This is a genomic window from Pseudomonas sp. B21-015 (assembly GCF_024749285.1).
Lineage (GTDB): Bacteria > Pseudomonadota > Gammaproteobacteria > Pseudomonadales > Pseudomonadaceae > Aquipseudomonas.
Map to the genome: position 1 here is coordinate 6,254,491 of NZ_CP087196.1, position 25,176 is coordinate 6,279,666.

Here is a 25,176-nt window from a genome sequence, read left to right on the forward strand (position 1 = left end):
GAGCAAGCTCCCTCGCCACAGAAAAGCTCTCTCACCAGAAGTATTGTCTCTAGCTTCCGGGGAACATTTCGCACAGGAAAATCAGAGTGCCAGCAGGCCCGATCCCTTTCATTTGCAGGACGTTTCCTAGATCATTCCGCTCGCTTGCGCCTGCCAAATTCCGTGGCTAGTCTCGGTCCGTCACTGCTCATCAGTGATCGGGTTTAGTAGCCCGGAACAATAGGCGCATAGCGATTCCATGATCATGTCCGGCAATTTTTGCCGCATGCAAAATATGGTGGCTGTGCGTGGGGCACCTTCGGGTGCACCGGTTTTCCTATTGACCGGCCTACTAACCTGCGTACAGCCGCCACCCAATCGTTTAGTAGGCGATAAGTGATGGCTCCCATGAAGCAATAGGAGCAATACCCATGGAAAAATCTGTTCCCGACCCGCCCCCCGAAACATCCTCAAACAAAGCCGACGAACTGCTCAAGGACCGGTCCGCGCTTTACCGTGCGATCGATTTCCACCTCACTGGCAAGCAGCCTTCGGCCCCCGACGAACTGCGCTTCTACAACGTCAGCAAAGACGTGAGCTTCGAAGACGCCCAGCTCTATGTAGCGGATCTGCTGCGCTGCGCCTCGGTCACGGCGTATCAGTGTGGCGATCAACTCAAGGGGGCTGACCGTGCCATGGTGTTCTCCGTCTGGCATTTGCTGGAGATTGCCAAGGCGATGGTGGATCGGTCCATTGAATGTCTGGGGATGAAGCAGGGTTGAGTCTGGATTTAGTCATTGGTTGTCAGTGATACCGCCATCGCGAGCAAGCTCGCTCCCACAATGGATCGTGTCGAACACAGGTTGTGTGTTCACAGCAGATCAACTGTGGGAGCGAGCCTGCTCGCGAATGGCTGCGCAGCAGCCCCCGGCGTCATGGCGTATATTCGGCGAATCCCAATTGCCTGTGCAGCCAACCATGAAACAGACTCCCGACGACCTGGAGCAGATCACCTCCACCACCCTGGGCCATTACAACTCAGTGGCCGAAGACTTCCGTGAAGGCACTCGCGCTCACGATGTCAGCCAGAACATCGATGCCCTGCTACGGCATATTCAGGGTGAGGCGCCCTTCAGCATTCTCGACTTTGGCTGTGGGCCGGGGCGTGATTTGCAAACGTTCACGCGCATGGGCCACATCGCCGTCGGGCTCGACGGTTCGGAAAAGCTTGCGCAGATGGCCCGGGAGGACAGCGGTTGCGAGGTCTGGCAGCAGGACTTCCTGAAGCTCGATCTGCCGGCCGAGCGGTTTGACGGAATATTTGCCAATGCGGTGTTGTTCCACATCCCTAGTCAGGAATTGCCTCGGGTGTTGAAGCAGCTGCGCGAGGCGTTGAAGCCGGGTGGGGTGTTGTTCAGCTCCAATCCGCGTGGAGAGAATCAGGAAGGCTGGAACGGGCCGCGTTATGGGGCGTATTACGATCTTCAGGCCTGGCAAGAACTGCTGACTGAGGCGGGATTTGTGGAGCTGGAGCATTACTACCGGCCGGCGGGGCTGCCGCGGGAGCAGCAGCCTTGGTTGGCGAGTGTTTGGCGTCGAGTCGACTGATCGTTCCCATGCTCTGCGTGGGAACGATCATTAGGCAGACTTCGGTTCGCGGATTTTGTACCAGGCCACATACAGCGCCGGTAAAAACAGCAGCGTCAGCAACGTCGCGATGATAATCCCGCCAATCATCGCGTAGGCCATCGGCCCCCAGAACACTTCCCGGGCAATCGGGATCATCCCCAGGCTCGCCGCCGCCGCCGTCAACAAAATCGGTCGGCGCCGATGTTCCGTGGCCTGCACCACCGCATCCCACGGTGTGTAGCCATTCTTCTCGAAAGAGTCGATCTGAGTCACCAGAATCACCGAGTTGCGGATGATGATCCCGATCAACGCCAGAATCCCGAGGATCGCCACGAAGCCCATGGGCGTGCCCGTCGGGATCAACGCCAGTACCACGCCGATCAACCCGAGTGGCGCGACGCTGGCCACCAGGAACAGTTTCTGCACGCTGTGCAACTGGATCATCAGGAAGGTCGCCATCAAAAACAGCATCAACGGCACGACCTTGGCAATCGGCCCCTGAGCCTTGCCGCTTTCCTCCACGGTACCGCCGGTGGCGACTTTGTAGCCCACCGGCAAACCGGCGGCGAATTTATCGATGTCCGGTTGCAGCTGTTTCACCAGGTCGGTCGGCTGAATCTCATCGCGCACCGCGGCCTTGATGGTGATGGTCGGTTTGCGATCGCGACGCCACACCAGCGGCTGCTCGAGCTCATACCGCACCGTGGCAAACGCCAGCAGCGGAATCGACGTGCCGCCGGGGGTGACGATCTGCAGGTTTTGCAGCGTTTCCGGGCTACCGCGCTCGGCATCTTCAGCGCGGCCGACCACGTCGATCAGGTAGATATCGTCATCGACCTGCGTCACTGGCGAGCCGACGACGATGCTGTTCATCAGGTTCGCCACGTCTTCCGACGACAACCCAAGTTGCCGCGCCTTGTCTTGCGCGATGTCGATGCGCAGCACTTTGCCCGGCTCGTTCCAGTCGTAAATGATCTCGCCGATGTGCGTGTTCTTATCCAGTTCGGTGGCCAGGGCGATGGCGTGTTTGCGCACCTGATCGATGTCTTTGCCGCTGACCCGGTACTGGATCGGCCGCCCCACTGGCGGGCCCATTTCCAGGGCCTGGACGTAACTGCCGACACCGACGAACTCTTCACGCAGGCGCTTTTGCAAACGTGCAGTCAGCGCCGTGCGTGATTCCAGGCCTTTGCTGACGATCACCAGTTGCGCGTAGTAGGGGTTCTGCAATTGCTGGTCGAGGGGCAGGTAGAAACGGATCGCCCCTTCGCCGATGTAGGTGCTCCAGCGCACGATATCCGGGTCGTCCTTGAACGTCGCTTCAAGCTTATCCACCACCTTGCGGGTTTCGGCAATCGAGGCGTTTTGCGGCAGGTTCAGGTCGACGAGAATTTCCGGGCGGTCCGAAGACGGGAAGAACTGGTTCTGCACGAACTGCATGGAAAACACCGAGAGCACAAACAGCGCCACGGTGATGCCGATGGCCCACCAGCGATTGCGCATCGCCCAAAGCAGGCCGCCATTGAACGCCCGACCGATGCGCCCTGGCTCTGCGTCGTGAGGTTTCACCTTGGCGCTCAGAATGTGCACACCAAGCACCGGGGCGAACAGTACGGCGACGATCCACGACACCAGCATGGCCACCGCGATCACCGCGAACAGCGTGAAGGTGTACTCACCGGCGGAGCTCGCGTTCAAGCCGATCGGCACGAAACCGGCGACGGTGACCAACGTGCCGGTGAGCATCGGGAATGCCGTCGAGGTGTAGGCGAAAGTCGCCGCCTGCTCTTTGGTTTCGCCCATCTCCAGGCGCGTGACCATCATCTCCACCGTAATCATCGCGTCATCCACCAGCAGGCCGAGGGCGATGATCAGCGCACCGAGGGAAATCCGCTGCATGGTGATGCCGCTGTATTCCATGAAGAGAAAGACCATCGCCAACACCAACGGAATCGAACACGCCACCACCAACCCGGCGCGCACGCCAAGGCTGACGAAGCTGACGATCAGCACGATCACCACCGCTTCGAACAACGCACTGGTGAAGCCGCCGACGGCTTCTTCCACCACTTCGGCCTGGTCGGAAACGTTGTGCACGCCAACGCCCACCGGCAGGTCGGCCGTCAGCTCGTTCATGCGCAGGTGCAGTGCCTTGCCGAACACCTGAATGTTGCCGCCCTTCTTCATGGCGATCGCCAGGCCGATGGCCGGCTGGCCATTGAAGCGAAATTCCGGGGTGGCCGGGTCGACATAGCCACGGCTGATGTCGGCGATATCGGCCAGTCGGTAGAAGCGGTCGTTGAGCTTCAGGTTGACGTTGGCCAGGTCTTTCTCAGAGGCAAACTGCCCCGAGGTTCGCACCGAAATCCGCTCCGGACCGGCCTCGATCACTCCCGCCGGGGTCACGGCATTCTGCGATTGCAGGCTCTGCACCACCTGGCGCTGATCGATGCCGAGGGCGGCGAGTTTGCGGGTGGAGAAGTTCAGGTACAGCACTTCATCCTGCTCGCCAATCATTTCGACTTTGCCCAATCCCGGTACTTCGCGGATTTCGGCACGCACCTGTTCCACGTAATCGCGCAACTGGCGCATCGACAGGCCATCGGCGGTAAACGCATACACGGAACCGAAGACATCGCCGAACTCGTCGTTGAAGCCCGGCCCTTGCAGGCCTTGCGGGAAGTCTCCGCGAATGTCGTTGATCTTCTTGCGCACCTGGTACCAGATTTGCGGAATGTCCTCGGCGCTGGTGGTGTCGAGCAGGTTAACGAAAACCGTTGATTCGCCTGGGCGGGTGTAGCTTTTCACGTAGTCGAGGGAGTCGAGCTCTTCGAGTTTTTTCTCGATCCGGTCAGTCACCTGCTTGAGGGTTTCTTCCTGGGTCGCGCCAGGCCAGCGGGTCTGGATCACCATGGTTTTGATGGTGAACGACGGGTCTTCTTCGCGCCCCAGGTTCAGGTACGAAAACACGCCCATCAGCAGCGCGACGAACATCAAATACCAGACAAACGACTGATGCTTGAGGGCCCATTCGGATAAGTTGAAACTCCCTTTCATTGCGGGCTGCCCTCGTCAATTTTCACTTTCTGCCCCGGTTTGAGGCTGTTCACACCCGCACTGACCACCCGCTCGCCAGACTTCACGCCGTTGGCCAGGACCACTGTGGCATCGGTCCGGCTGATCAGGCTGACCTCCCGTGGGGAAACAGTTTGTGTTTGCGGGTCGACGACCCAGATCCGCAGTTTGCCGTCGACTTCCTGCAACGCACTCACCGGTAGTTCGAGCCGTGGTTTGATCGCGGAGCTGAGGGTCACGCTGATCGCCGTGCCAAGATGAAAGCCCGGCAGCGTATCGGTCAGGCTCAGGCGGGCGCGACGGGTACGGGTCGCGCTTTGGGCCTGGGGTTCGATTTCGCGCACGATGGCGGTGCTGGTGATGCTCGGGTCCAGTTGTGAGGCAACCTGGAACACCACGTCGGCCGGCAACTGATCGACCAGGGTGTCGGGCAAGTCGATCACCGCTTCCTTGATGTCCGGCTGCGCCAGGGTCACCACCTGTTGGCCGGCCGTCACCACTTGCCCGGCTTCGGCGTTCCACGCGGTGACAATGGCTTTGTGATCGGTGCGCAGCTCAACGTAGTTGAGTTGGTCCTTCGCCTGACTGACTGTGGCCCTGGCTTGATCGAGGGACGCCTGGGTGGTTTTCAGGTCTGTCTGGGCGATGTCCAGTTGTGCCTGGGCACCGACCCCGCGATTGAACAGTTCCTGCTGACGCCGGGCGTTGGCCTGAGCATTGATGAGCTGCGCCTGAACACGCGCCAGATCACCCTGAGCCGAGCGCAACTGGTTTTGCTGATCGGTGGGGTCGAGGGTGGCGAGCAAGGCGCCCTTCTGAACTTCGGCGCCGACATCGACGTTACGGCTGGCGATACGCCCCGGCACCCGGAAACCGACGTTGCTTTCGTAACGGGCCTGAATGCTGCCGGCAAACCGGCCGAGGTCTTCTTGATTGAGCGCTTTCACCTCCACGGACAACACCGGCCGAACCGGCTCGGGTGGCGCTTCCTCCTTGGAGCAGGCGACCAGCAGCACAGCGGCGGACAACAGCAACAGGCGCTTCATGGCTGGGCTCCTATCGCTGGGGTCTGGTAGGTGTTTTCGACGATATCCACCCGCACACCCGGATGCAGTAGTTGGCCGCCCGCGGTGACGACTTTTTCGCCACCGGTGAGGCCGGCACTGACAATGACTTTGCCGGTCAGGTAACGGCCGACAGTGACCGTGTGCAGCTGCGCCTTGCCCTCGGCATCCACCAGCCACACGGCCGGGTCGCTGAGTTTTTTGGTCAGGGCCGACCAAGGCAGTTCCACTGCGGTTTTGCCCACGGGCTTGGCGGTGGCGCTCACTACCGACCCCAGTTGCATGCCCTCAGGGAGACCGTCGAGGCTGACTTTGACTTGCACCGTGCCGGTCTGCGCGGACACCGCCGGCGTGACTTCGCGAACGGTGCCCGTGGTCTTGATCGTCGGGTTGTCGAGCAGGCTGACCACTATCGATCTGTCCGATGGCGGCTCGGCCAACAGCGATTCATAAACGTTGAACACCGCGTCACGCTCGCCATCCCGGGCCAGGCTGAAAATCGGCACCGTGGCTTGCACCACCTGGCCGACTTCAGCCTGACGTGCGGTAATCACCCCTGGCGCATCGGCAATCAGCGCTGTGTAGCTCAGTTGATCACGGGCGTTGGCCAATTGCGCTTGAGCAGCGCTCAGCGCGCTCTGACTGCTGCGCAAGGCGGCTTGGGCAGAGTCGTATTCGCTCTGGCTGGTGTAGCCCTTGGGCAGGAGTTTCTGCTGGCGAACGAAGGCGGCGGCGGTTTGTTTGACCCGGGCCTGTTCGGCCACGACCTGGGCCTGGGCCGAGTCGACATTGGTTTGCAGGTCTTTGGGGTCGAGCCTGGCCAGCACTTGTTTGGCCGAAACCCGGTCACCGACGTCGACCATGCGCTGGATGATCTTGCCCCCCACGCGGAACGACAACTCGGTTTGTACTCGCGCCTGGACATCGCCGGTGAGTGTCACCGAAGCGGCGTAATCGGTTGGCTTGACCTCTTGCACGAAGACTCGCGGACGGTCCTTTTCGACCTGTGCTTTTTCACCGCAGGCGGTCAGCAAGGCGACGAGGCTCAGGCCAACCATTAATTTCAATCCGGGACCCACCATGCAGACTCCTTTGCGTTGTACGGGCGTGCCAGTGTCGATACGACTGTGAGCTTAGAACAGGGTTCAACAGGTGCACGGGTTTGCTGCATTCCCTGTGGCTGAGGGGCTTGCCCCCGTTCGACTGCGCAGCAGTCGTAAGCCGGCTAACGCCGTGCTCCTGAAAGAAACGCGGTGACTGGTTTTAGGGCTGCCTCGCAACCCAACGGGGGCAAGCCCCCTCGCCACAGGCCGACAATAAGGCAGAATGACGAACCCTGCAGCAGGAAGCTACCCATGCTCAAAACCCTCGCGGTGGCCAATTACCGCTTCGCCGGAAGTCATGCAGCTGCGTGAGCTCATCCGCCGCTGGCGTTTCTACGATCACTTTCGCAGCGATGCCGATGCCCCGGCACGCCAACCGCAACTGGGCACCCGCACACCGGCGCTGCACCACGACGGTCGCGACCTCGCGGCGGCGTTACAGACCATCCACGAAACAGGCGATCCCGAAGCCTTGCAGGCGGCGATCAGCGATGCGTTCCCCGGCGCGACATTGAACATCGAACCGCTGCAGGGCGGACGGCTTGCGATCGAGTTTTATCAGGAAGGCTTGTTGCGGCCGTTATCCGCCGCCGAGTTGTCGGACGGGACATTGCGTTATCTGCTGCTGGTCGCGGCATTGCTGACACCCCGGCCGCCGACGCTGATGGTGCTGAACGAGCCGGAAACCAGTTTGCATCCGGATTTGTTGCCGGCATTGGCGCGGTTGATTATTCGAGCGTCCGAACAGTGTCAGGTATGGGTGGTGTCCCACGCGCGACGGTTGATTTCGGCGTTGCAGCAAGACCCGGAATGCAATTGCATCGTGCTGGAGAAAAATTTCGGCCAGACCGGGATGGTCGGACAGAGGATGCTGGATGAACCGGCGTGGTATTGGCCGGATTGATCGGCGCTTGAACAACCGAATCGCGAGCAGGCTCGCTCCCACTCTGGATCGGCGACTGACACAAAAGTTGTGTTCATCGAAGATCCCCCTGTGGGAGCGAGCCTGCTCGCGATGGCGATCGGAAAGTCACCGCATAGCTCAGAGACTCACCCCTGCCACTTCCCACCCTCGACAATCACGCTCTCAGGCCTGGTGTCATCGCTCAGCTCTTTACGCACGTACTGGTCGTACAGCTTGAGCAAAAACTTCTCCTCGCCCAACTTGGCCAACTCCGCATTCACCCAATCACGCAGTTCGATATTGCCCTTCTTCACCGCCGGCGCGATCGGTGCTTCGGCCCCCAGTTTTTCCTCCAGCACGCGGTAGCCCGGGTTCTGCTTGGCCCAGCTGAACAACACCAGATTGTCCTGCGCATAAGCATCGCCGCGACCATTGGCCAGGGCTTGCAGGGACTCGGAGTTTTTCTCGAACTTCAGCAGTTTCCAGTCCGGGTGGTTCTTGGTCAGCCAGATATCCGCCGTGGTGCCCGTGGTGACGATGGTGGTGCGGGTCGCCAGGTCATCGAGGCTCTTCACCGAGCTTGCCTGAGGCACCAACGCCTGAACCGCGACTTTCAAATTCGGATTGGTGAAGTCCACTGCTTCCTTGCGTTCCGGAGTAACGGTCATGTTGGCCAGGATCAGGTCGACCTTGTCGCTTTGCAGGAACGGTATCCGGCTCGCCGGCTCCACCGCCACGAACTCGACCTTGTTCTCATCGCCCAACAGATCCTTGGCGAATTGGCGGCCGATGTCGGTATCGAACCCCACGTAGCGCCCGGCTTCATCGACAAAACCGAACGGCGGTTTGTCGGTGAACACGCCGACAATCAGCTTGTCCCGGGCTTTGATTTTTTCCAGGTAACCGGCCGGTGCGGTGCTGACGCTGGCGACTTTCGGCTTCACCGGTTCTTCGGTTTTGTTGCAGCCGGCCAGCAGCGCCAGGCTGAACAGCGGGAGTAGCAGCAGAGAAGACTTGGCAGTTTTCATGGCAGTTCCAATTCCTTTGTTTGAGTCGTTTTAGGTAGTGCGGCGACGTAGGAGAACTTCTCCAGGAACTGCTGCGCTCGTGCGGTTTGCGGGTTCGTAAAGAAAATCTCGGGGGGGCGTTGCTCAAGAATGCGCCCGGCATCCATGAACACGATGCGATCAGCCACGGCGCGGGCGAAGGCCATTTCGTGGGTGACAATCAGCAGCGTCATGCCCTCGCGGGCCAGGCCCTGAATCACTTCGAGCACTTCCTTGACCATCTCCGGGTCGAGGGCGGCGGTGACTTCGTCAAAGAGCATGACCTTGGGGTTCATGCACAGCGAACGGACGACGGCGATACGTTGCTGTTGGCCGCCGGATAGCTGGCGCGGGAAGGCATCGCGCTTGTCCAGCAGGCCTACGCGTTCCAGCAAGGCTTCGGCCTGGGCACGGGCTTCACGGCGATCGCGTTTCTGCACCTTGAGCGGGCCGAGCAACAAGTTGTCGAGCACACTCATGTGCGGGAACAGGTGATAACTCTGGAACACCATGCCGATCTGCTGACGCACTTCGCGCCAGTCAGTGCCCTTGTCCAGCAACTCGCGCCCGGCAAAATTCAAGCTGCCGCCGTGGGCGACTTCCAGGCCGTTGAGGCAACGCAGCAAGGTGCTTTTGCCACAGCCGCTGGGGCCGAGGATGACGATCACTTCGCCCGGTTTCACCTTCAGGTCGATGCCATTGAGCACCTGCTGCTCGCCGAAAAACTTGTTGAAACCCTTGAACTCGATCAATGCACTCATGCTTGCGTCCAGCGCCGCTCCAGCACGCGCGAGGCGGCCGAGAGCGGGTAGCAGATGAAAAAGAAAAACAGGAAAAGCGTGCCGTATATCAGCACTGATTCGTAGGTGCGTTCGATGATCTGTTGGCCGACTTTGATCACGTCCACCACGCCGATCAGCACCGCCAGGGAGCTGGTCTTGATGATGCGCGTGTAGACGTTGATGGTCGGCGGCGTCATGCGCTTCAGGGCTTGCGGCAGCAGCACGTAGCCATAGAGTTGCGGGCCATCCAGCCCAATCGACAACCCCGCCTCACGCTGCCCGCGAGGCAACGAATGCAACGCACCGCGCACCACTTCCCCGACTTCGCTGGCGCCCCACAGCGACAACACCAGCACCGCGCACCAGAAGCTCGGAATGCTCAGCCCAAAAAAGATCGGCAAGCCGAAGAACAGCAAATATAGCCAGACCAGCACCGGGATCGCCCGGAACAGTTCCAGATAGACCCGCAGAAGCGCGTTCAGCCATTTCGAATTCAGCGTGCACAACACGCCGTAGAGCACGCCGCCGATGGTGCTGATGGCGATGCTCAGGAAAGAGATCGACAGGGTTTGCGCAGCGCCCTTGCCCAATTGCGGCAACGACACCCAGAGCAATTCAAGACCCGAACTGGCCATGCTGGAGCCTCCTTTCCAGACGGCTGAGCAGCAGCGACAACGGCAAAAACAGCAGCACGCAGATCAGCGTCAGCACGGCGAGCATTTCGTAGGTTTTGTAATAGAGCGCGATGTAGCTCTTGGTGGTGTAGAGAATCTCCGGCACCGCCACCGCCGAGACCACGGTGGTTTCCTTGAGCAGAAAAATGAAATTGGCGAACAGCGACGGCAGGCTGAGGATGCCGGCTTGCGGCAGGATCACGTAGCGCAGCAATTGCCCGTGGGACAAGCCGATGGAGCGGCCGGACTCGAGTTGCGCCTGGGGCACCGCATCCACGCCGGCGCGCAGCACTTCGGTGAGGTAGGCGCCGCCAAGGAAAGTCATGGTGATGATCGCCGCCGCGAAGCCCGAGACTTTGATGCCCAGGGCCGGCAAGGCGAAGTAGACGAAGAACAACTGGATCAGCAGGGGTGTGTTGCGTGCCAGCTCCACATACAGCCCGACCAGGCGCTGAAGGTAGGGCGTGCGAAACACCAGAATCGTCGCGTTGATCAGCGCCACCAGCAACGAAGTGCCGATGGCGATCAAGCCGACCTGCAGCGTCACGCCCACGGCTTTGAGAAATGCCGGCAGAGTGCTGAGGATAAAAGCGTAATCGAAAGTCATTGAACATCCCTGTACGCCGCTCGGTAAGCGACGATGGCGCAGTCCATGGGCAGTGGATAACCACCCGGCAGGCACCGACTTTAATGGTATAAAAAGAAGAATTTAAATACCGTTAAAGCATATTGATATCACGCAAAAAACTATCCCGTGGATTTGCGGCAGACGTGGAAGACGACTATTTTTCTTTGCGCTGTAGGAAGGATCTTTTTTTCAAAATGCCCCTCCAAGGACGGACAGCTTTTGGCCAGACTTCCCCGGCCGAACCATCACAAGGAAGAGAAAATGGCTGACGTAAAAGTGCCACAGCGGCTGGATCCGCAGGACATCGTGAAATTGCTGGTGGCGTTGCGCAAGGCGCTGAAAACCCGGGTGGCCTGACCGTAAAAAGCAAAAAGATCGCAGCCTTCGGCAGCTCCTACGGGGTTATGTGAACACCTGTAGGAGCTGCCGAAGGCTGCGATCTTTTGATTTCAAGCGCCATAAAAAACGCCGACGCTATCGAGAGCCGTCGGCGTTTGAAACCTTGAAGGGGTTCGAGACTGCGTTAAATCAGAACGCCGGCAGGACCGCGCCGCTGTATTTCTTCTCGATGAACGCCTTCACTTCCGGGCTGGTCAGGGCCTTGGCCAGTTTCTGGATGGCGACACTGTCCTTGTTGTCTGGACGAGCCACCAGGAAGTTCACGTAAGGCGAATCGGCACCCTCGATCACCAGCGCGTCTTTAGCCGGGTTCAGACCTGCGTCCAGCGCGTAGTTGGTGTTGATCATGTCCAGGTCGACCTGATCCAGAACACGCGGCAGCATGGCCGATTCCAGTTCCTTGAACTTGAAGTTATGCGGGTTCTTGGCGATGTCTTTCGGTGTGGCCACGGCGTTTTTCGGGTCTTTCAACTCGATCAGGCCAGCCTTCTGCAGCAGGATCAGGGCACGGCCACTGTTGCTGCCTTCGTTCGGGATGGCGATGGTTGCGCCGTCTTTCAGCTCAGCCAGGCTTTTGACTTTCTTCGAGTAACCGCCGAACGGTTCGACGTGTACACCGATCACGGTCACCAGATTAGTGCCTTTGCCTTCATTGAAGTTTTTCAGGTACGGCAGGGTCTGGAAGTAGTTGGCGTCCAGACGCTTCTGGTCGACCTGCACGTTCGGCTGAACGTAGTCGGTGAAGACTTTGATCTCCAGGTCCACGCCTTCTTTGGCGAGGGTTGGCTTGATCAGTTCAAGAATCTCGGCATGTGGAACCGGGGTCGCCGCCACCACCAGTTTCTCGCCAGCCTGGGCCAGGCCCGCAGTCAGGGCAGCCGCCAATGCGGTGAACAACAGAACCTTTTTCATGCAGTGTCCTTATCGAAAATCACGGTCGTCATCGACGACGGCTAAATAGTTAGGTGCCATTGAAGTGCTATCGCTGGCGTGACGCGGACAATACCGGGATTTTTTATTCCCGAACAATATCTTTTATTCACTTTCATATTCCATTTTGTTCATACAACCGCTACCACATGGATTGCGCTTCGCGCCTACAACAGTCCGGCGTCTTTGAGCAGTTGTTTCAAGGCCTCTCTCTCGGCGGCAGTGCCGTTGCCGAGAATGTGTTTGAGTTGCTGCTCGATCGTCACCAGCGACGCCGGCGCCTCAGGCAGATTCAAATGCTCCGGCAAAATCTCGTCGCCGGTACTCACCAGCAACGCAAAGTGAATGACGTTCTCCAGTTCCCGGGTATTGCCCGGCCAACTGTGCTGCTCCAACACCTGCTGCGCGGCTTCGCTGATCAATGGCACCGGCAGGTCGAGGCGTTGGCTGTAGATGCCGAGGAAGTATTCGGCCAGCGACAAAATATCGCCCACCCGCTCACGCAAGGCCGGCAGTTCGAGCTGGCCTTCGCTGAGGTAGTGATAGAGCCGCTCATGGAATTTCCCGGCAGCCACCGCCTGGGCCAGATCGATGCTGGTGGCCGCCACCAGACGTACGTCCACCGGGCTCGGCTGGTGAGCACCGACGCGGGTGACTTCGTGGTTTTCCAGGGCCGCAAGCAACTTGATCTGGATCGGCAACGGCAGGTCGCCGATCTCATCCAGGTACAAGGTGCCGCCGTTGGCCGAACCGAACCACCCGGCACGACTGCTGGCCGAACCGCTGTAACTGCCAGCGGCATAGCCGAACAGTTCAGCATCGGCGTAGGTCGGGCTGATCGCGCCGCAATTGACTGACACGAACAACCCGCCGCGATCACTGGCGCGATGGATGTGCCGGGCCAACAGTTCTTTACCGCTGCCGGTTTCACCGCGAATCAACACCGAGATCGAACGTGGCGCCAATTGTTCCAGTTCCTGGCGCAACTGCCGGGAACGCGGATCAACGAACACCAACGCTTTGGCGCGAATGCTCAGCGGGCTTTTTTCCGCGTCGGGAAAGGTCAGCAGCGGCTGACCGAAGGCTTCATGCAAACTCATGGCAGACTCCCGCCCAAACCGCCGGGAGGCGGGGGCCGATTCTAAAAAAAGGAAAAAAGAAAAGGTTCAAGCGCGGCGCAAGGCGTGCTGTTCCATGCGGTTTTGCAGACGATAGAGGTACGCAAAACCCTGCTCCCAGCGCCGGTGACCGGACTTCACATTGATGTGCCCGGCCCCCGATAAAATCCCCGCCTCGGCGCCCCACTGGCGCGCCAGTTCAAGCGCTCGTGGCGCGCTCACGGCGGCGTCGTTGTCAGAGCTGACGACCTGGCTCGGGAACGGCAATAAATGCGTCGGGATCGGCGCGAAGTTGCGCAAGGCCGGCGAGCAGGCCGGGCGCTCGACGTCCGCTGGCGCGACCAGCAAGGCACCGCGCACCTGACGCAAAAATTGCAACGGCGCAGTGGCCGCCCAATGGGCGACGGTGATGCAACCCAGGCTATGGGCGATCAGAATCACTGGCGTGCTGTCGGCGGTAATCGCCTCGGCCAACGCCGCGACCCAGTCTTCGCGACGAGGCGTCAGCCAATCGGCCTGCTCCACCCGTGCACTGTTGGGCAGGCTGTTCTGCCAATGGGTTTGCCAATGATCTTCTGGCGATCCTTGCCAGCCCGGCACAATCAGGTAGCGAATTGATTCGTTGTGCATGGGGGAGCTCTCCTGCTGCGTGTCTGTTCCTGACTGAGTATAGGGAGGTGAGTTATATTCGTTAAGGAATAAGAAGATATTTATTAAGATCAATATAGAATATAAAGCTGATCACCTGTGGGAGCGGGCTTGCCCGCGATAGCGATGTATCAGTCACTGATGATATTGACTGGCCTGACGCCATCGCGGGCAAGCCCGCTCCCACAGCTGCTCCCACAGGGATTTTGTGTCCACTTACCAAATCCCGGGCAAAAAAAGGGGCCGCACCCTGCCAAGGAGACGGCCCCGGAAACTCAAAATCGGTTAGCGCGAACCACATCGCTGGGATGTGAATGATTGGCTGAAACGGTTATCCGATAAAGGAATATTTAATTACTTTATTAGATCAAAAACACATATGCCAATCGTTACGATGCATCCAAGCCATCGCTGCTTGCGTCACAACGTAACGTTCCTTTGGGTCAAATTGATGACCAGCGTTTGAGTTTCCGGGCACATCGATCAAACCCGAGCGGCACGCACCTCCTGCGACCCTATGGCTTCCTTGCGAACAAACCGGTTCGCCCGCCCGAACGTCCCGAAATCATTGAGCCGCACCCCCATCTCACGCATCACCTCATGCGCAACCGGCACGGTCATCTGGCGGATGTAAAACGGCTCTTTCACCACAAAATGATGGATCCCGTGGCTGCTGCCGAAGTTGAAGCAGAACGCCTGCAATGGCCACATCCACCAAGGGTTCAGCACCTGGGTCTGCTGGAGCACATTGCCCGGCTCCACATCACCGTAGTAGTGCATGTTCGAGCTGACAAAGTGCAGGCAGAACGTGCGCAACACGTTCGGGCCGATGATCACCACCGCAGCGATGTCGATCACTTGCATCACCGCCAACGTAGTCGCCGACCATTCGATGGGCGTCCCCAACAGATATGCGATGCCGTTGGCGGCGTGAAAACCGAGAAACACGTACCACGCCCCCCAATGCACCAGCGCCAGCGGTGCGTAAACCTTCAGAGAACGCTTGAGGATGCTGAGCTTGTGCGCCCGGGTCTTGGCCCGCAGCATGCGGATGAATGCCGACATCACGTTATCGCCGACCATCAACAGGCGTGCGACTCCCCAAGGCTCACCGTTGGTGATCGCCCGCTCTTCCATGTCAGCTTCGGTGCCGGACACCTTGTGGTGGTTGAGGTGCAAATGGCGGCGGATCCACGGGTTGATCGTGCTCGGCCGCGCCAGCCAGACCAGGCCCATCATCAAGTTGTGCGGCACGCGTTGCTTGCGAAAGTACATGCTGTGGATCAGATCATGCTCCAGCTCGTGGGTCAGCGAGGCGAAAAACGCGTTGAGCAACAGGCATGCCCACCAGGCCATGTACCCGGTGATGTACAGCGCTGCCGAACCGATCATCCCGGCCAGGGCAAAGGCCAGAATGCCCGCGCCCAACGCGTCCTGATGGTTGAGAATCGGGTAGCGCCGACGCAATTCGACGCCCTTGGCCAGCACCACTTGGCGAATATGCGCTGATCGCTGTGCTGCATTCAGTCGCTGGGGACTTGCAGAAGTACCGTCCATGCTTCCATCCTCTGGTTATTGATGTTCGCATCCTGCCCTGTGATGCTTTACAGAGTGGTAGCCGTGAACGCCAACCTGTTGACCGGACGCGCCAACATGACTGAACCGACCTCACTCGCCAGCTGGACCCGCGCCCTGCGCAAGCAGCTCGATGCGCTGGGGCTCGACAGCACCGCCCTGTGCCGACAGGCGGGGCTCGACCCGCAGTTGATGGACGACCCGAACGCCCGTTACCCGTTGTCCGGCACCACGCGCCTGTGGGAAATCGCGGTGCAGGTCAGTGGCGACCCCGCGATTGGCTTGCGGGTGTCGCGTTTCGTCAGCCCCACCACCTTTCATGCGCTGGGTTATGCGTTGGTGGCCAGCGGCAGCCTGCGGGAAGTGTTCGAGCGCATCGTGCGTTATCACCAGGTGGTCAGCGATGCGCTGGACCTGGAGTTGACCCGAACCGAGGATCGCTACCGTTTCCGCCTGAAAATCCCCCAAGGCAACCCCGCGCCCGCCTTCGAAGCCATCGACGCCTTCGCGGCGATTTACGTGCGCACCTGCCGCAATCGCCTGGGCCGTGACTACGCGCCACTGGCGGTGTACCTGCGCCGCCCGGAACCTGCCGACCCGCATCAATGGCACAAAGTGTTCCGCTCGCCGGTGTATTTCGCCGCTGACGAAGACCGACTGGAATTCGCCCTGGTGGATTTCGACAGCCACCTGGACGACGCCAACCCGGAACTGGCCGAGCACAACGAAACCGTGCTCAAACGCACCCTGGCGCAACTCAAGCCTCTGACCTGGGAGCGCAAGGTTCGCGACGCCATTGAAGAGCAATTGCCCGAGGGCGAACCGTCGGCCGATTGCATCGCCCAAGCGCTGCACTTGAGTCTACGCAGCCTGCAACGGCACCTGGCGGATGAAGGTTGTCGGTTCGATACACTGCTCAATGAAAGCCGGGAGAACCTGGCGCTGCTGCACCTGCGCGACCCACAGTGTTCGTTGAGCGAGGTCAGTTACCTGCTGGGGTTCGCCGATACCAGCAGCTTCAGTCGTGCGTTCAAACGCTGGACCGGAATGACGCCGGGGCAGTTTCGGGATGGGTTGCGGTGATAGATCAGCAAGGTGTGCTGGGTTTTCCGGCCTCTTCGCGAGCAGGCTCGCTCCCACACTGGATCTTCATTGTTTATCGGTATTGTGTTCACCAAGGATCAAATGTGGGAGCGAGCCTGCTCGCGATGGCGATTGCTCAGACACCGCATAACCTTCAGCGCCCGCGATCGCGCCGCAACAGCTTGCGCACCCGCTTCACCAGCTCACTGACGGCAAACGGCTTGAGCAGATAATCATCCTCATGCAGCTCCAGCCCGCGCAGGCGATCCTCGATGCCGTCCGTGGTGGTGAGGAACAGCACCGGCGTATCGCCGAGCTTGCGTATCTGTTGCAGCAACTGCCAGCCGTTGAGGCCGGGAAGCATCACGTCGAGGATGATCAACTCGTATTCACCGGACTCGATAAAGCGCCGGCCGTCCATGCCATTGAGCGCCACATCCACCGAGTAACTCGCTTCGCTCAGGCCTTTGGCCAGGAGCCTGGCGGTCTCGGGTTCGTCTTCCACTAGCAATACACGCATGGCACACCTCGATTATCGTCGTCACAGGCTAGGCGCGTTCGCGGACAAAGCCCACCAATACCGTGGCGAACTTTTTTTCAAACCAACGCCAACGCCCGCAACCGCTGCGCATCCAGAATCTCGATCTCGCCATATTTCAGATTCAGAATCCCTTGCCCCTGCAAATCCTTGAGTATCTGGTTGGTGGTCTGGCGCGACAGTGACAGCATCGACGCCAGTTGCTCCTGGGGCAGTTGCAGAACACGGCGCGGCGGGTCGATTTCGCCATAGCCCTCGGCGATCATCAGCAAGCGATGGGCCAGGCGCGCCGGGGCCGGCATCAGACTCAGTTGCTCAAGGTTGATGAAGGTCAGGCGCAGTTTGTGGCTCATCAGCAACGCCAGTTGCCGCCAGTACACCGGGTGTTTGTCGAGCAAGGCCAGCAGCGCCGTTTGCGGGATATGCAACAGGATGCATTGGCCTGCTGCGAACGCATCATGGGTTCGCGGCTGGCCATCGAACAGGCAGATTTCACCGAACCAGTGCGGCGGTTCCACCAGGCTCAGCAACGCTTCCTTGCCCTGCTCGCTCACCGCGCCGATGCGCACCGAACCTTCGAGCACCGCGTACAACCCGCACGGGGGATCGCCGCGCTTGAACAACCGCTGCCCCGGCGACAACCGCCGCACTCGGGCGGCGGCCAGCAGACTATCCTGCAAGGGAACAGGTAAATGACTGAACCACTGCCCCGTCATCAGGCGCGAACGCCAAACCTGCATGTCCATGAAAACTCCTGGAGATTGTCGCCTGGCTGACAGAGCGAGAGATGAACCCGGGGCATCATCAATCACCCTACAGGAGGAATAACAATGAAAAGCCTCGTTGACCATCTCAGTCAATACGCCGCCTACCACCGTGACCCACGCAATATCGCCAGCCACTTCGTGGGTATTCCGCTGATCGTCGTGGCGGTCGCGGTGTTGCTGTCACGGCCTCAATGGGGCGGAGGCTGGGTTTCGCCGGCGGTGCTGGTCGCAATGGCATCGGCGTGGTTTTACCTGCGCCTGGAGGTGCGTCTTGGGGTGTTGATGACCGTGTTGCTCGGTCTGTGCATTTGGGCGGGTCAGGTTCTCGCGCAGCAAAGTACGCTGGTCTGGCTGGCCAGCGGCATCGGGATGTTTGTGGTGGGGTGGGCGATTCAGTTTGTCGGCCATCATTATGAGGGACGCAAACCGGCGTTTGTCGATGATGTGACGGGGTTGATTGTCGGCCCGCTGTTTGTGGTGGTTGAGTTGGCGTTTTTGCTCGGGATGCGGCATGAGCTGAAAGAGCAAATTGAAGCGCGGGTGGGGGGTGTGCGTTTGCGTCAGAAAAACGCAGCGGTGTAGGACGCCATCGCGGGCAAGCCCGCTCCCACAGTGATCTGTGTCGTTCACAAATCCCCTGTGGGAGCGGGCTTGCCCGCGATGCTTTTGCTTTATATGTTGGCGACTTTCTGCCAGACCTTCGGCTTGAAGAACAACGTCTCGCCCTTCGCCAATCCAACCAGGCTGTCGTGATCCTTCACCACTTCGGCTTCAATCAACTCGCTCTGGCCTTCGACCTTCAGCGTCACCCGCGTGGTGGCGCCCAACGGACGAATATCCCGCACTTCAGCGGCGTGGTGGTCTTCCAGTTCATGACGCGACAGTGACACTTCGTGTGGACGGAACAGAACGTGCCGGTCTTCACCCAAATGCAGACGGTTCGAATCGCCGAGGAAGTGATAGACGAAATCGCTGGCCGGGTTTTCGTAGACGTCGCCCGGTGAGCCGATCTGCTCGATCACGCCCTTGTTCATCACCACGATACGGTCGGCGACTTCCATCGCCTCTTCCTGGTCGTGGGTCACGAACACCGAGGTCAGGTTGATGTCTTCGTGCAGCCGCGCGAGCCAGCGACGCAGTTCTTTACGGACCTTGGCGTCGAGTGCGCCGAAAGGTTCGTCGAGCAGCAAAACCTTTGGCTCCACCGCCAAGGCGCGGGCCAACGCGATGCGCTGACGCTGGCCGCCGGAGAGTTGTTCCGGGTAGCGATCCGCCAACCAGTCCAGTTGCACCATGTTCAGCAGTTCGTGGACTTTCACCGCGATCTGGCTCTCGTTCGGACGCTGGTTTTTCGGCTTCATGCGCAGGCCGAACGCGACGTTGTCGAACACCGTCATGTGGCGGAACAGGGCGTAGTGCTGGAACACGAAACCGACGTTGCGATCACGCACGTCGTGGCCGGAGACGTCTTCGCCATGGAACACGATGCTGCCCTGATCCGGGGTTTCGAGGCCGGCGATGATTCGCAGCAACGTGGTCTTGCCGCAGCCGGACGGCCCCAGCAGCGCCACCAGCTCGCCGCTTTGAATGTCCAGGCTGATGTTGTCCAGCGCCTTGAACGCGTGGAAGTTCTTGCTGACGTTACGCACTTCGATCGACATGACTATTCCTCCGCGGCGCTGGCGCGCAGGCGGTTAATACGGTTTTCGCTCCACTGCTTGAGCAGCAGGATGAAGAGCGCCAGGATCAGCAACAGGCTCGCCACGGCGAACGCAGCCACGTGGTTGTATTCGTTGTAGAGAATCTCGACGTGCAGCGGCAGGGTATTGGTCACCCCGCGAATGTGCCCGGAAACCACCGACACCGCACCGAACTCACCCATGGCTCGGGCCGTACACAGCACCACGCCATAAATCAGGCCCCATTTGATATTGGGGACGGTAACGTGCCAGAACATCTGCCAGCCATTGGCGCCGAGCAGGCGCGCGGCCTCTTCTTCCTGGGTGCCTTGTTCCTGCATCAGCGGGATCAGCTCACGGGCCACGAACGGCACGGTAACGAAAATCGTCGCCAGCACGATACCCGGCAAGGCGAAGACGATCTGGATGTCGTGATCCTGCAACCACGGGCCGAACAGGCCCTGGGCGCCGAACATCAACACGTAGACCAGACCCGCGATCACCGGCGATACCGAGAACGGCAGGTCGATCAGGGTCACCAGCATGCTCTTGCCACGGAACGAGTATTTGCTCACGCACCACGCCGCGCTGACACCGAACACCAGGTTCAGCGGCACCGAGATCAGCACCGCAATCACAGTGAGTTTCAACGCCGACAAAGCGTCCGGCTCAAAAATCGCCGTGAAGAACGCCCCCAGGCCCAGTTTCAGACCCTGGGATACCACGATGAACAGCGGCAACAGCAAAAACAGCGCAAAAATCAGCCAGCCGAGGCCGATCAGGATTCGCCGCGACGAGGCACTGCCACGGCGGGCGGCGTTCGAGGAGGCCGCTGCAATAGACGATTGGGACATTTTTCGCGCCTCCTTATGGGGTTTCGATGCGCCGCTGCAACAAGTTGATCAGCAGTAACAGGACAAAGGAAACCACCAGCATCAGTACACCAATGGAGGTGGCGCCGGTGTAATCGTACTGGTCGAGTTTGACCATGATCAGCAGCGGCAGAATTTCGGTTTTCATTGGCATATTGCCGGCGATGAAAATCACCGAACCGTACTCGCCGACCCCGCGGGCGAAGGCCAAAGCGAAACCGGTGAGCCAGGCTGGCAGCAGCGCCGGCACCAGAATATGGCGAAAAACCTGTAACGGTTTCGCCCCGAGGCAAGCCGCCGCCTCCTCCACTTCACGCGGGATATCAGCCAGTACAGGCTGTACCGTACGTACCACGAATGGAAGCGTCACAAAAGTCAGCGCCAGGGTGATGCCGAGGGGGGTATACGCGATCTTGAAACCCAGGTCCGCCGCGAACTGCCCCACCAGCCCGGTGGGGGTGTACAGCGCGGTCAGCGCGATACCGGCCACCGCAGTGGGCAAAGCAAAGGGCAGGTCGATCATCGCGTCGATGACTTTGCGCCCCGGGAAGGTGTAGCGCACCAGCACCCAGGCCAGCAGCGTGCCGATCACGCCATTGATGATCGCGGCGTACAGCGCGGTGCCGAAGCTCAGCTTCAACGCCGCCAGCACCCGTGGCGCCGAGATGATCGCCCAGAACTGGTCCCAGGTAAGTTGAGCGGCATGCACAAACATCGCCGCCAGTGGAATGAGCACAATCAGGCTGAGGTACACCAAGGTGTAGCCCAGCGTCAGCCCGAAGCCGGGTATGACGGGGGAGATACGACGCGACATAAAAGTCCTTGGTTGAGAACGCGCTAAGCCCCGACAGTGAAATCGGGGCCTGTTGGCTAATGCCAGCCAGTTAAGGATTTGGACACCGCAGCCCCTGTGGGAGCGAGCCTGCTCGCGATAGCGGCGGGCCAACCAACATTTATGCTGAATGTACCGCCGTCATCGCGAGCAGGCTCGCTCCCACAGGTTCAGCACCTTAACTGACTGGAATCAGGTCCATTGACTAATCCATTTCAGGTTACTGCGCCTGATAAATCTGGTCGAACACGCCACCGTCATTGAAGAATTTCGGTTGCGCGGTTTTCCAGCCGCCGAAGTCCTTGTCGATGGTCACCAGCTCCAGTGCCGGGAACTGCTTGGCGTATTTGGCGGCTATGTCCTTGTCCCGTGGACGATAGAAGTTTTTCGCCGCAATTTCCTGGCCGGCCGGGCTGTACAGGTGCTTGAGGTACGCTTCGGCGAGCTCGCTGTTGCCCTTTTTCTCAGCGTTTTTATCGACCACGGCCACCGGTGGTTCGGCAAGAATCGACAGCGACGGTACAACGATGTCGAACTTGTCGGCGCCACCGTCTTCTTTCAAGGCCAGGAAGGCTTCGTTTTCCCAGGCCAGCAGCACGTCGCCCTGACCGTTGTTGACGAAGGTGATGGTCGAACCGCGAGCACCGGTGTCCAGCACAGGCACGTGTTTGAACAGGGTCTGTACGTACTCTTTGGCCTTGGCTTCGTTACCGCCGTTGGCTTTCAGGCCATAGGCCCAGGCCGCGAGGAAGTTCCAGCGCGCGCCGCCGGATGTTTTCGGGTTCGGAGTGATGACTTCCACGCCATTTTTGGTCAGGTCACCCCAGTCCTTGATACCTTTCGGGTTGCCCTTGCGCACCAGGAACACGATGGTCGAGGTGTAAGGTGTGCTCGCCTCCGGCAGACGCTTCTGCCAGTCAGCCGGCAGGCTCTTGCCGAGCTTGGCGACTTCGTCGATGTCACCGGCCAGGGCCAGGGTCACCACGTCGGCCCGCAGACCGTCGATTACGGCGCGAGCCTGTTTACCCGAACCACCGTGGGACTGCTGGATCTTCACGTTGTCGCCAGCGTGGTCTTTCTTCCAGAAGTTAATGAACTCGGCGTTGTAGTCCTGATACAGCTCACGGGTCGGGTCATACGACACGTTGAGCAATTCGTAATCCTTGGCAACCGCGGAACCCGCAAAAAGGGCACTGGCCAGGGCGGCCAAGGCAAAATGGCGAATCGACGACATGGTGAAAGCTCCTGGAATTCTTGGTGTGTTGGCTTTTCTTATGGATTTCTGGAATCGGGTTGCCTGTTTGAAAAGATCGCAGCCTGCGGCGGCGCCCACAGGCGCGTAGGAGCTGCCGAAGGCTGCGATCTTTTGATCTTTCGCTTCAGCTCGGTTTGTTGCCCGGATTCTGCAAACGGAATTTCTCTTTGCGTTCGATCTGAACCACCTGGGCGTTGTGCACGGTGATTTCCACTGCGCCAAAGCGCAGATCGCGCAAGGCACTCTGGATCTCACGCAAAATGGTGGCTTCGTCCTGCCCGTCAACACTACGTAGGGATGCGCTCATGGTGCTGCTCCTTTAATGAGATATGCCTGGCAGTGGCGGGCACTGCGTACGGCGTGAGAGCAATAGTAGATAGGTGCAGATATTCTTAAAAAGACTATTTAAGAATGTTTATATAACCAGAAGACATTATTTGATGAAGCAAGGATTTGCTGAGCATGAGTGGCTTGAAGATCAAAAGATCGCAGCCTTCGGCAGCTCCTACAGGTGTACGCCGATCCCTTGCAGGAGCCGCCGAAGGCTGCGATCTTTTCGCTTTCAGGAAATCACTGGCGCCCGAGCCCAATCCAACGCGGCCTCCGGTACTGGCCGCCCAAACCAATACCCCTGCCCCAGATCGCAGTCGTGCTCGAGCAGGAAACCCGCCTGCTCGATCTGCTCGATCCCCTCGGCATGCACTTGCATCCCCATGCTCTGCGCCAGGGCAATGATCACCCGCACGATCGCCGCGTCATCCTCATCACCCGGCAAGCCTGCGACAAATCCCTGATCGATCTTGAGCTTTTGCACCGGCAACCGCTTGAGTCGCAGCAACGACGAATAACCCGTGCCGAAGTCATCGATGGCCAGCCGCACGCCCAACTCACGCAAGCGATGCATCTGCTCCAGCGCCACTTCCGGGTCCTCCATCACCGCACTTTCGGTGACTTCCAGCTCCAGATACGCCGGATCCAGCCCGGTGTCGTGCAGCACCTGAGCCACCTGCTGATACAACTCGCGGCGGGCGAACAGGCGAGAAGAAACGTTCACCGCGACAAACGAAAGCAGCACGCCTGTCGCTTGCCACTGGCACATTTGCTGACAGGCCTGGCGCATGACCCAGGCATCGATCTCGGCAATCAGCCCGGTGCGTTCGGCAATGGGGATGAATTCAGCCGGCGACACCAGCCCGCGCTGCGGATGCTCCCAGCGCACCAGCGCCTCGACGCCGATCAGGCGACTGGTTTTGAGGTCATGCACGGGCTGGTAATAGACACGCAACTCCTGCTGCTCCAGCGCCCGGCGCAATTCGAACGCAATCTCGACGCGCTGCTGGGCATGCGTGGTCAATTCTTCGGTATAGAGGGCATAGCCGTCGCGACCGGCGCTCTTGGCCTTGAACAGCGCCGAGTCGGCGTTGCGCAACAGTTGCTCGGCGCTCAAGGCATCGCTGGGGAACAGACTGATGCCGATGCTGGCATTGATGAACAACGGATGCCCGTCGATCTGAAACGGCTCCTTGAGGCCATCGATGACCCGCTGAGCCAGCGCCGCGGCAGGCCCCGGTTGCGGGCAATCTTCAGCCAACACCGCAAATTCGTCGCCACTGAGCCGCGCCAGGGTGATGCCCGGGTCGAATGTGCCTTGCAGACGCTGGGCCACAGCTTTGAGCAGTTGGTCACCGACGTTGTGACCAAGGCTGTCGTTGATCAACTTGAAGTGATCCAGATCGATCATCAGCAACGCACAACCGCGCTTATGGGTCTGCGCCGAGGCCACGGCCTGCTCGGCACGGTCGGTAAACAGCAAGCGATTGGGCAGATCGGTCAGCGGATCGTGGTGGGCCAGGTGCGTCAGTTCATGCTCGGAGTCCTTGATCGCGCTGATGTCGGAAAACACCGCAACGTACTGACTGAGCCGCCCCTGATCGTCGGGAATGAGGCGAATCGTCTGCCATTGCGGGTAAATCTCGCCGCTTTTGCGACGATTCCAGATTTCCCCGCTCCACTCACCGAGGCTGTCGAGTGTCGCGAACATCGCCTGGTAGAAACCCGGCGGGTGATGGCCCGACTTGAACATGTTCGGTCGCTGACCCAACACTTCCTCGCACTGGTAACCGGTGATTTCCATGAACGCCCGGTTCACATGGACGATCAGCCCTTTGCTATTGGTGACCAGCACCCCTTCGCGGGTGCAATCGAACACCGCGGCCGCCTGACGCAAACGTTCCCGATCAGCTTTGCGCTCGCGCAATCTGGCGCCGACACCCAGGCAGCGAAACAATCGTGCCCGCGCCATAAAGATCAACCCGGCACTGAAGGCCACCCAGGCATAACCGTTGATCAGTTGCCAGCGCAGCAGGTCGGTGGAGTTATCGAAGAAACTGTTCAATAAATAACCACTAAACTGGAACCAGGCTACGGAAAGCACCAGATAGAGCAGCGCTGCACGCAAGGCATCGCGATATGTGGCTGGCATTAGAACGTCCATGTCCCTACAAAAAAGGTTGGAATTATAGATTAAAGAAACACCCGGCCACTCTTATCTGAAAGGGCGACTGGTTTTATCTGTGGGCTTAGTGATAATGCAAAG

23 protein-coding genes and 1 pseudogene are annotated in these 25,176 nt (G+C 59.5%); 5 read left to right on the forward strand and 19 right to left on the reverse strand.

Translation table 11 applies throughout. The features are described from left to right. The first annotated feature begins 410 nt into the window (after positions 1–410). Together LOY38_RS28525 and LOY38_RS28530 are read left to right on the forward strand one after the other, a co-directional pair. Positions 411–761, forward strand: a complete 351-nt coding sequence (locus LOY38_RS28525) for a DUF6124 family protein (protein WP_258698073.1) — start codon at positions 411–413, stop codon at positions 759–761. 196 nt (positions 762–957) lie between these two features. Beyond that, positions 958–1,587, forward strand: coding sequence for a bifunctional 2-polyprenyl-6-hydroxyphenol methylase/3-demethylubiquinol 3-O-methyltransferase UbiG (locus LOY38_RS28530; protein ID WP_258698074.1), 630 nt, complete (start codon positions 958–960; stop codon positions 1,585–1,587). 30 nt (positions 1,588–1,617) lie between these two features. Here the strand turns inward: LOY38_RS28530 and LOY38_RS28535 are convergent, their stop codons facing one another. From LOY38_RS28535 to LOY38_RS28545, 3 genes are read right to left on the reverse strand one after another with little or no spacing between them, the layout of a single operon-like run. After that, positions 1,618–4,665 (reverse strand): efflux RND transporter permease subunit, encoded by a 3,048-nt coding sequence (locus LOY38_RS28535; protein ID WP_258698075.1) that lies wholly within the window; start codon positions 4,663–4,665, stop codon positions 1,618–1,620. Next, positions 4,662–5,729: an efflux RND transporter periplasmic adaptor subunit gene (locus LOY38_RS28540; RefSeq protein WP_258698076.1), complete on the reverse strand. Its 1,068-nt coding sequence runs from the start codon at positions 5,727–5,729 to the stop codon at positions 4,662–4,664. Before LOY38_RS28540 ends, LOY38_RS28535 begins: the two co-directional genes overlap by 4 nt. After that, positions 5,726–6,829 (reverse strand): efflux RND transporter periplasmic adaptor subunit, encoded by a 1,104-nt coding sequence (locus tag LOY38_RS28545; protein WP_258698077.1) that lies wholly within the window; start codon positions 6,827–6,829, stop codon positions 5,726–5,728. The genes LOY38_RS28540 and LOY38_RS28545 overlap by 4 nt, the downstream gene beginning before the upstream one ends. A 298-nt stretch (positions 6,830–7,127) precedes the next feature. On the opposite strand from LOY38_RS28545, the pseudogene LOY38_RS28550 reads away from it, so the two are divergent. Next, positions 7,128–7,754, forward strand: a pseudogene (locus LOY38_RS28550) (AAA family ATPase); the annotation flags it as partial. A 146-nt stretch (positions 7,755–7,900) separates the two neighbouring features. On the opposite strand, the gene LOY38_RS28555 reads toward LOY38_RS28550, so the two are convergent. The 8 genes from LOY38_RS28555 to LOY38_RS28590 form a co-directional block, all read right to left on the reverse strand. Then, complete coding sequence (locus tag LOY38_RS28555; RefSeq protein ID WP_258698078.1) at positions 7,901–8,782, reverse strand: transporter substrate-binding domain-containing protein; 882 nt, start codon at positions 8,780–8,782, stop codon at positions 7,901–7,903. Then, positions 8,779–9,561 carry an amino acid ABC transporter ATP-binding protein gene (locus LOY38_RS28560; protein ID WP_258698079.1) on the reverse strand — a complete coding sequence of 261 codons (783 nt, stop codon included), beginning with the start codon at positions 9,559–9,561 and terminating at the stop codon, positions 8,779–8,781. The genes LOY38_RS28555 and LOY38_RS28560 overlap by 4 nt, the downstream gene beginning before the upstream one ends. Continuing rightward, positions 9,558–10,217 (reverse strand): amino acid ABC transporter permease, encoded by a 660-nt coding sequence (locus tag LOY38_RS28565; protein WP_258698080.1) that lies wholly within the window; start codon positions 10,215–10,217, stop codon positions 9,558–9,560. The genes LOY38_RS28560 and LOY38_RS28565 overlap by 4 nt, the downstream gene beginning before the upstream one ends. Further along, a complete protein-coding gene (locus LOY38_RS28570; protein WP_258698081.1) occupies positions 10,198–10,863 on the reverse strand; it encodes an amino acid ABC transporter permease in 666 nt (221 codons plus the stop codon). The genes LOY38_RS28565 and LOY38_RS28570 overlap by 20 nt, the downstream gene beginning before the upstream one ends. 549 nt (positions 10,864–11,412) lie before the next feature. Next, positions 11,413–12,195, reverse strand: coding sequence for a MetQ/NlpA family ABC transporter substrate-binding protein (locus LOY38_RS28575; protein WP_258698082.1), 783 nt, complete (start codon positions 12,193–12,195; stop codon positions 11,413–11,415). A 185-nt stretch (positions 12,196–12,380) separates the two neighbouring features. Then, entirely contained in the window at positions 12,381–13,313 is a 933-nt protein-coding gene (locus LOY38_RS28580; RefSeq protein WP_258698083.1) for a sigma 54-interacting transcriptional regulator, read from the reverse strand. Between the two features lie 66 nt (positions 13,314–13,379). Further along, positions 13,380–13,961, reverse strand: a complete 582-nt coding sequence (locus tag LOY38_RS28585; protein ID WP_258698084.1) for an alpha/beta hydrolase — start codon at positions 13,959–13,961, stop codon at positions 13,380–13,382. 501 nt (positions 13,962–14,462) lie between these two features. Then, positions 14,463–15,536 (reverse strand): fatty acid desaturase, encoded by a 1,074-nt coding sequence (locus LOY38_RS28590; protein ID WP_258698085.1) that lies wholly within the window; start codon positions 15,534–15,536, stop codon positions 14,463–14,465. Between the two features lie 96 nt (positions 15,537–15,632). Between LOY38_RS28590 and LOY38_RS28595 the strand changes: the two genes are divergently transcribed. Continuing rightward, complete coding sequence (locus LOY38_RS28595; RefSeq protein ID WP_258700808.1) at positions 15,633–16,637, forward strand: AraC family transcriptional regulator; 1,005 nt, start codon at positions 15,633–15,635, stop codon at positions 16,635–16,637. 154 nt (positions 16,638–16,791) lie between these two features. Here LOY38_RS28595 and LOY38_RS28600 read toward each other — a convergent pair whose 3' ends face one another. Continuing rightward, positions 16,792–17,157 (reverse strand): response regulator, encoded by a 366-nt coding sequence (locus tag LOY38_RS28600; protein ID WP_258698086.1) that lies wholly within the window; start codon positions 17,155–17,157, stop codon positions 16,792–16,794. 77 nt (positions 17,158–17,234) lie between these two features. Next, complete coding sequence (locus LOY38_RS28605; protein ID WP_258698087.1) at positions 17,235–17,921, reverse strand: Crp/Fnr family transcriptional regulator; 687 nt, start codon at positions 17,919–17,921, stop codon at positions 17,235–17,237. A gap of 84 nt (positions 17,922–18,005) precedes the next feature. On the opposite strand from LOY38_RS28605, the gene LOY38_RS28610 reads away from it, so the two are divergent. Further along, positions 18,006–18,524 carry a DUF962 domain-containing protein gene (locus LOY38_RS28610; RefSeq protein ID WP_258698088.1) on the forward strand — a complete coding sequence of 173 codons (519 nt, stop codon included), beginning with the start codon at positions 18,006–18,008 and terminating at the stop codon, positions 18,522–18,524. 89 nt (positions 18,525–18,613) lie between these two features. Here the strand turns inward: LOY38_RS28610 and LOY38_RS28615 are convergent, their stop codons facing one another. The 6 genes from LOY38_RS28615 to dibA all read right to left on the reverse strand — a co-directional run bounded on the left by LOY38_RS28615 (position 18,614) and on the right by dibA (position 25,062). Further along, positions 18,614–19,603, reverse strand: coding sequence for a sulfate/molybdate ABC transporter ATP-binding protein (locus tag LOY38_RS28615; RefSeq protein WP_038978455.1), 990 nt, complete (start codon positions 19,601–19,603; stop codon positions 18,614–18,616). A 2-nt stretch (positions 19,604–19,605) separates the two neighbouring features. Next, positions 19,606–20,475, reverse strand: coding sequence for a sulfate ABC transporter permease subunit CysW (gene cysW, locus LOY38_RS28620; RefSeq protein WP_258698089.1), 870 nt, complete (start codon positions 20,473–20,475; stop codon positions 19,606–19,608). Between the two features lie 13 nt (positions 20,476–20,488). Then, positions 20,489–21,307 carry a sulfate ABC transporter permease subunit CysT gene (cysT, locus tag LOY38_RS28625; RefSeq protein WP_258671906.1) on the reverse strand — a complete coding sequence of 273 codons (819 nt, stop codon included), beginning with the start codon at positions 21,305–21,307 and terminating at the stop codon, positions 20,489–20,491. Positions 21,308–21,545: 238 nt separating this feature from the next. Next, entirely contained in the window at positions 21,546–22,559 is a 1,014-nt protein-coding gene (locus tag LOY38_RS28630; protein WP_258698090.1) for a sulfate ABC transporter substrate-binding protein, read from the reverse strand. A 145-nt stretch (positions 22,560–22,704) separates the two neighbouring features. Beyond that, positions 22,705–22,887: a sulfur starvation response protein OscA gene (gene oscA / locus LOY38_RS28635; protein ID WP_007941032.1), complete on the reverse strand. Its 183-nt coding sequence runs from the start codon at positions 22,885–22,887 to the stop codon at positions 22,705–22,707. 255 nt (positions 22,888–23,142) lie between these two features. After that, positions 23,143–25,062 (reverse strand): phosphodiesterase DibA, encoded by a 1,920-nt coding sequence (gene dibA / locus LOY38_RS28640; RefSeq protein ID WP_258698091.1) that lies wholly within the window; start codon positions 25,060–25,062, stop codon positions 23,143–23,145. Positions 25,063–25,176: the final 114 nt, after the last annotated feature.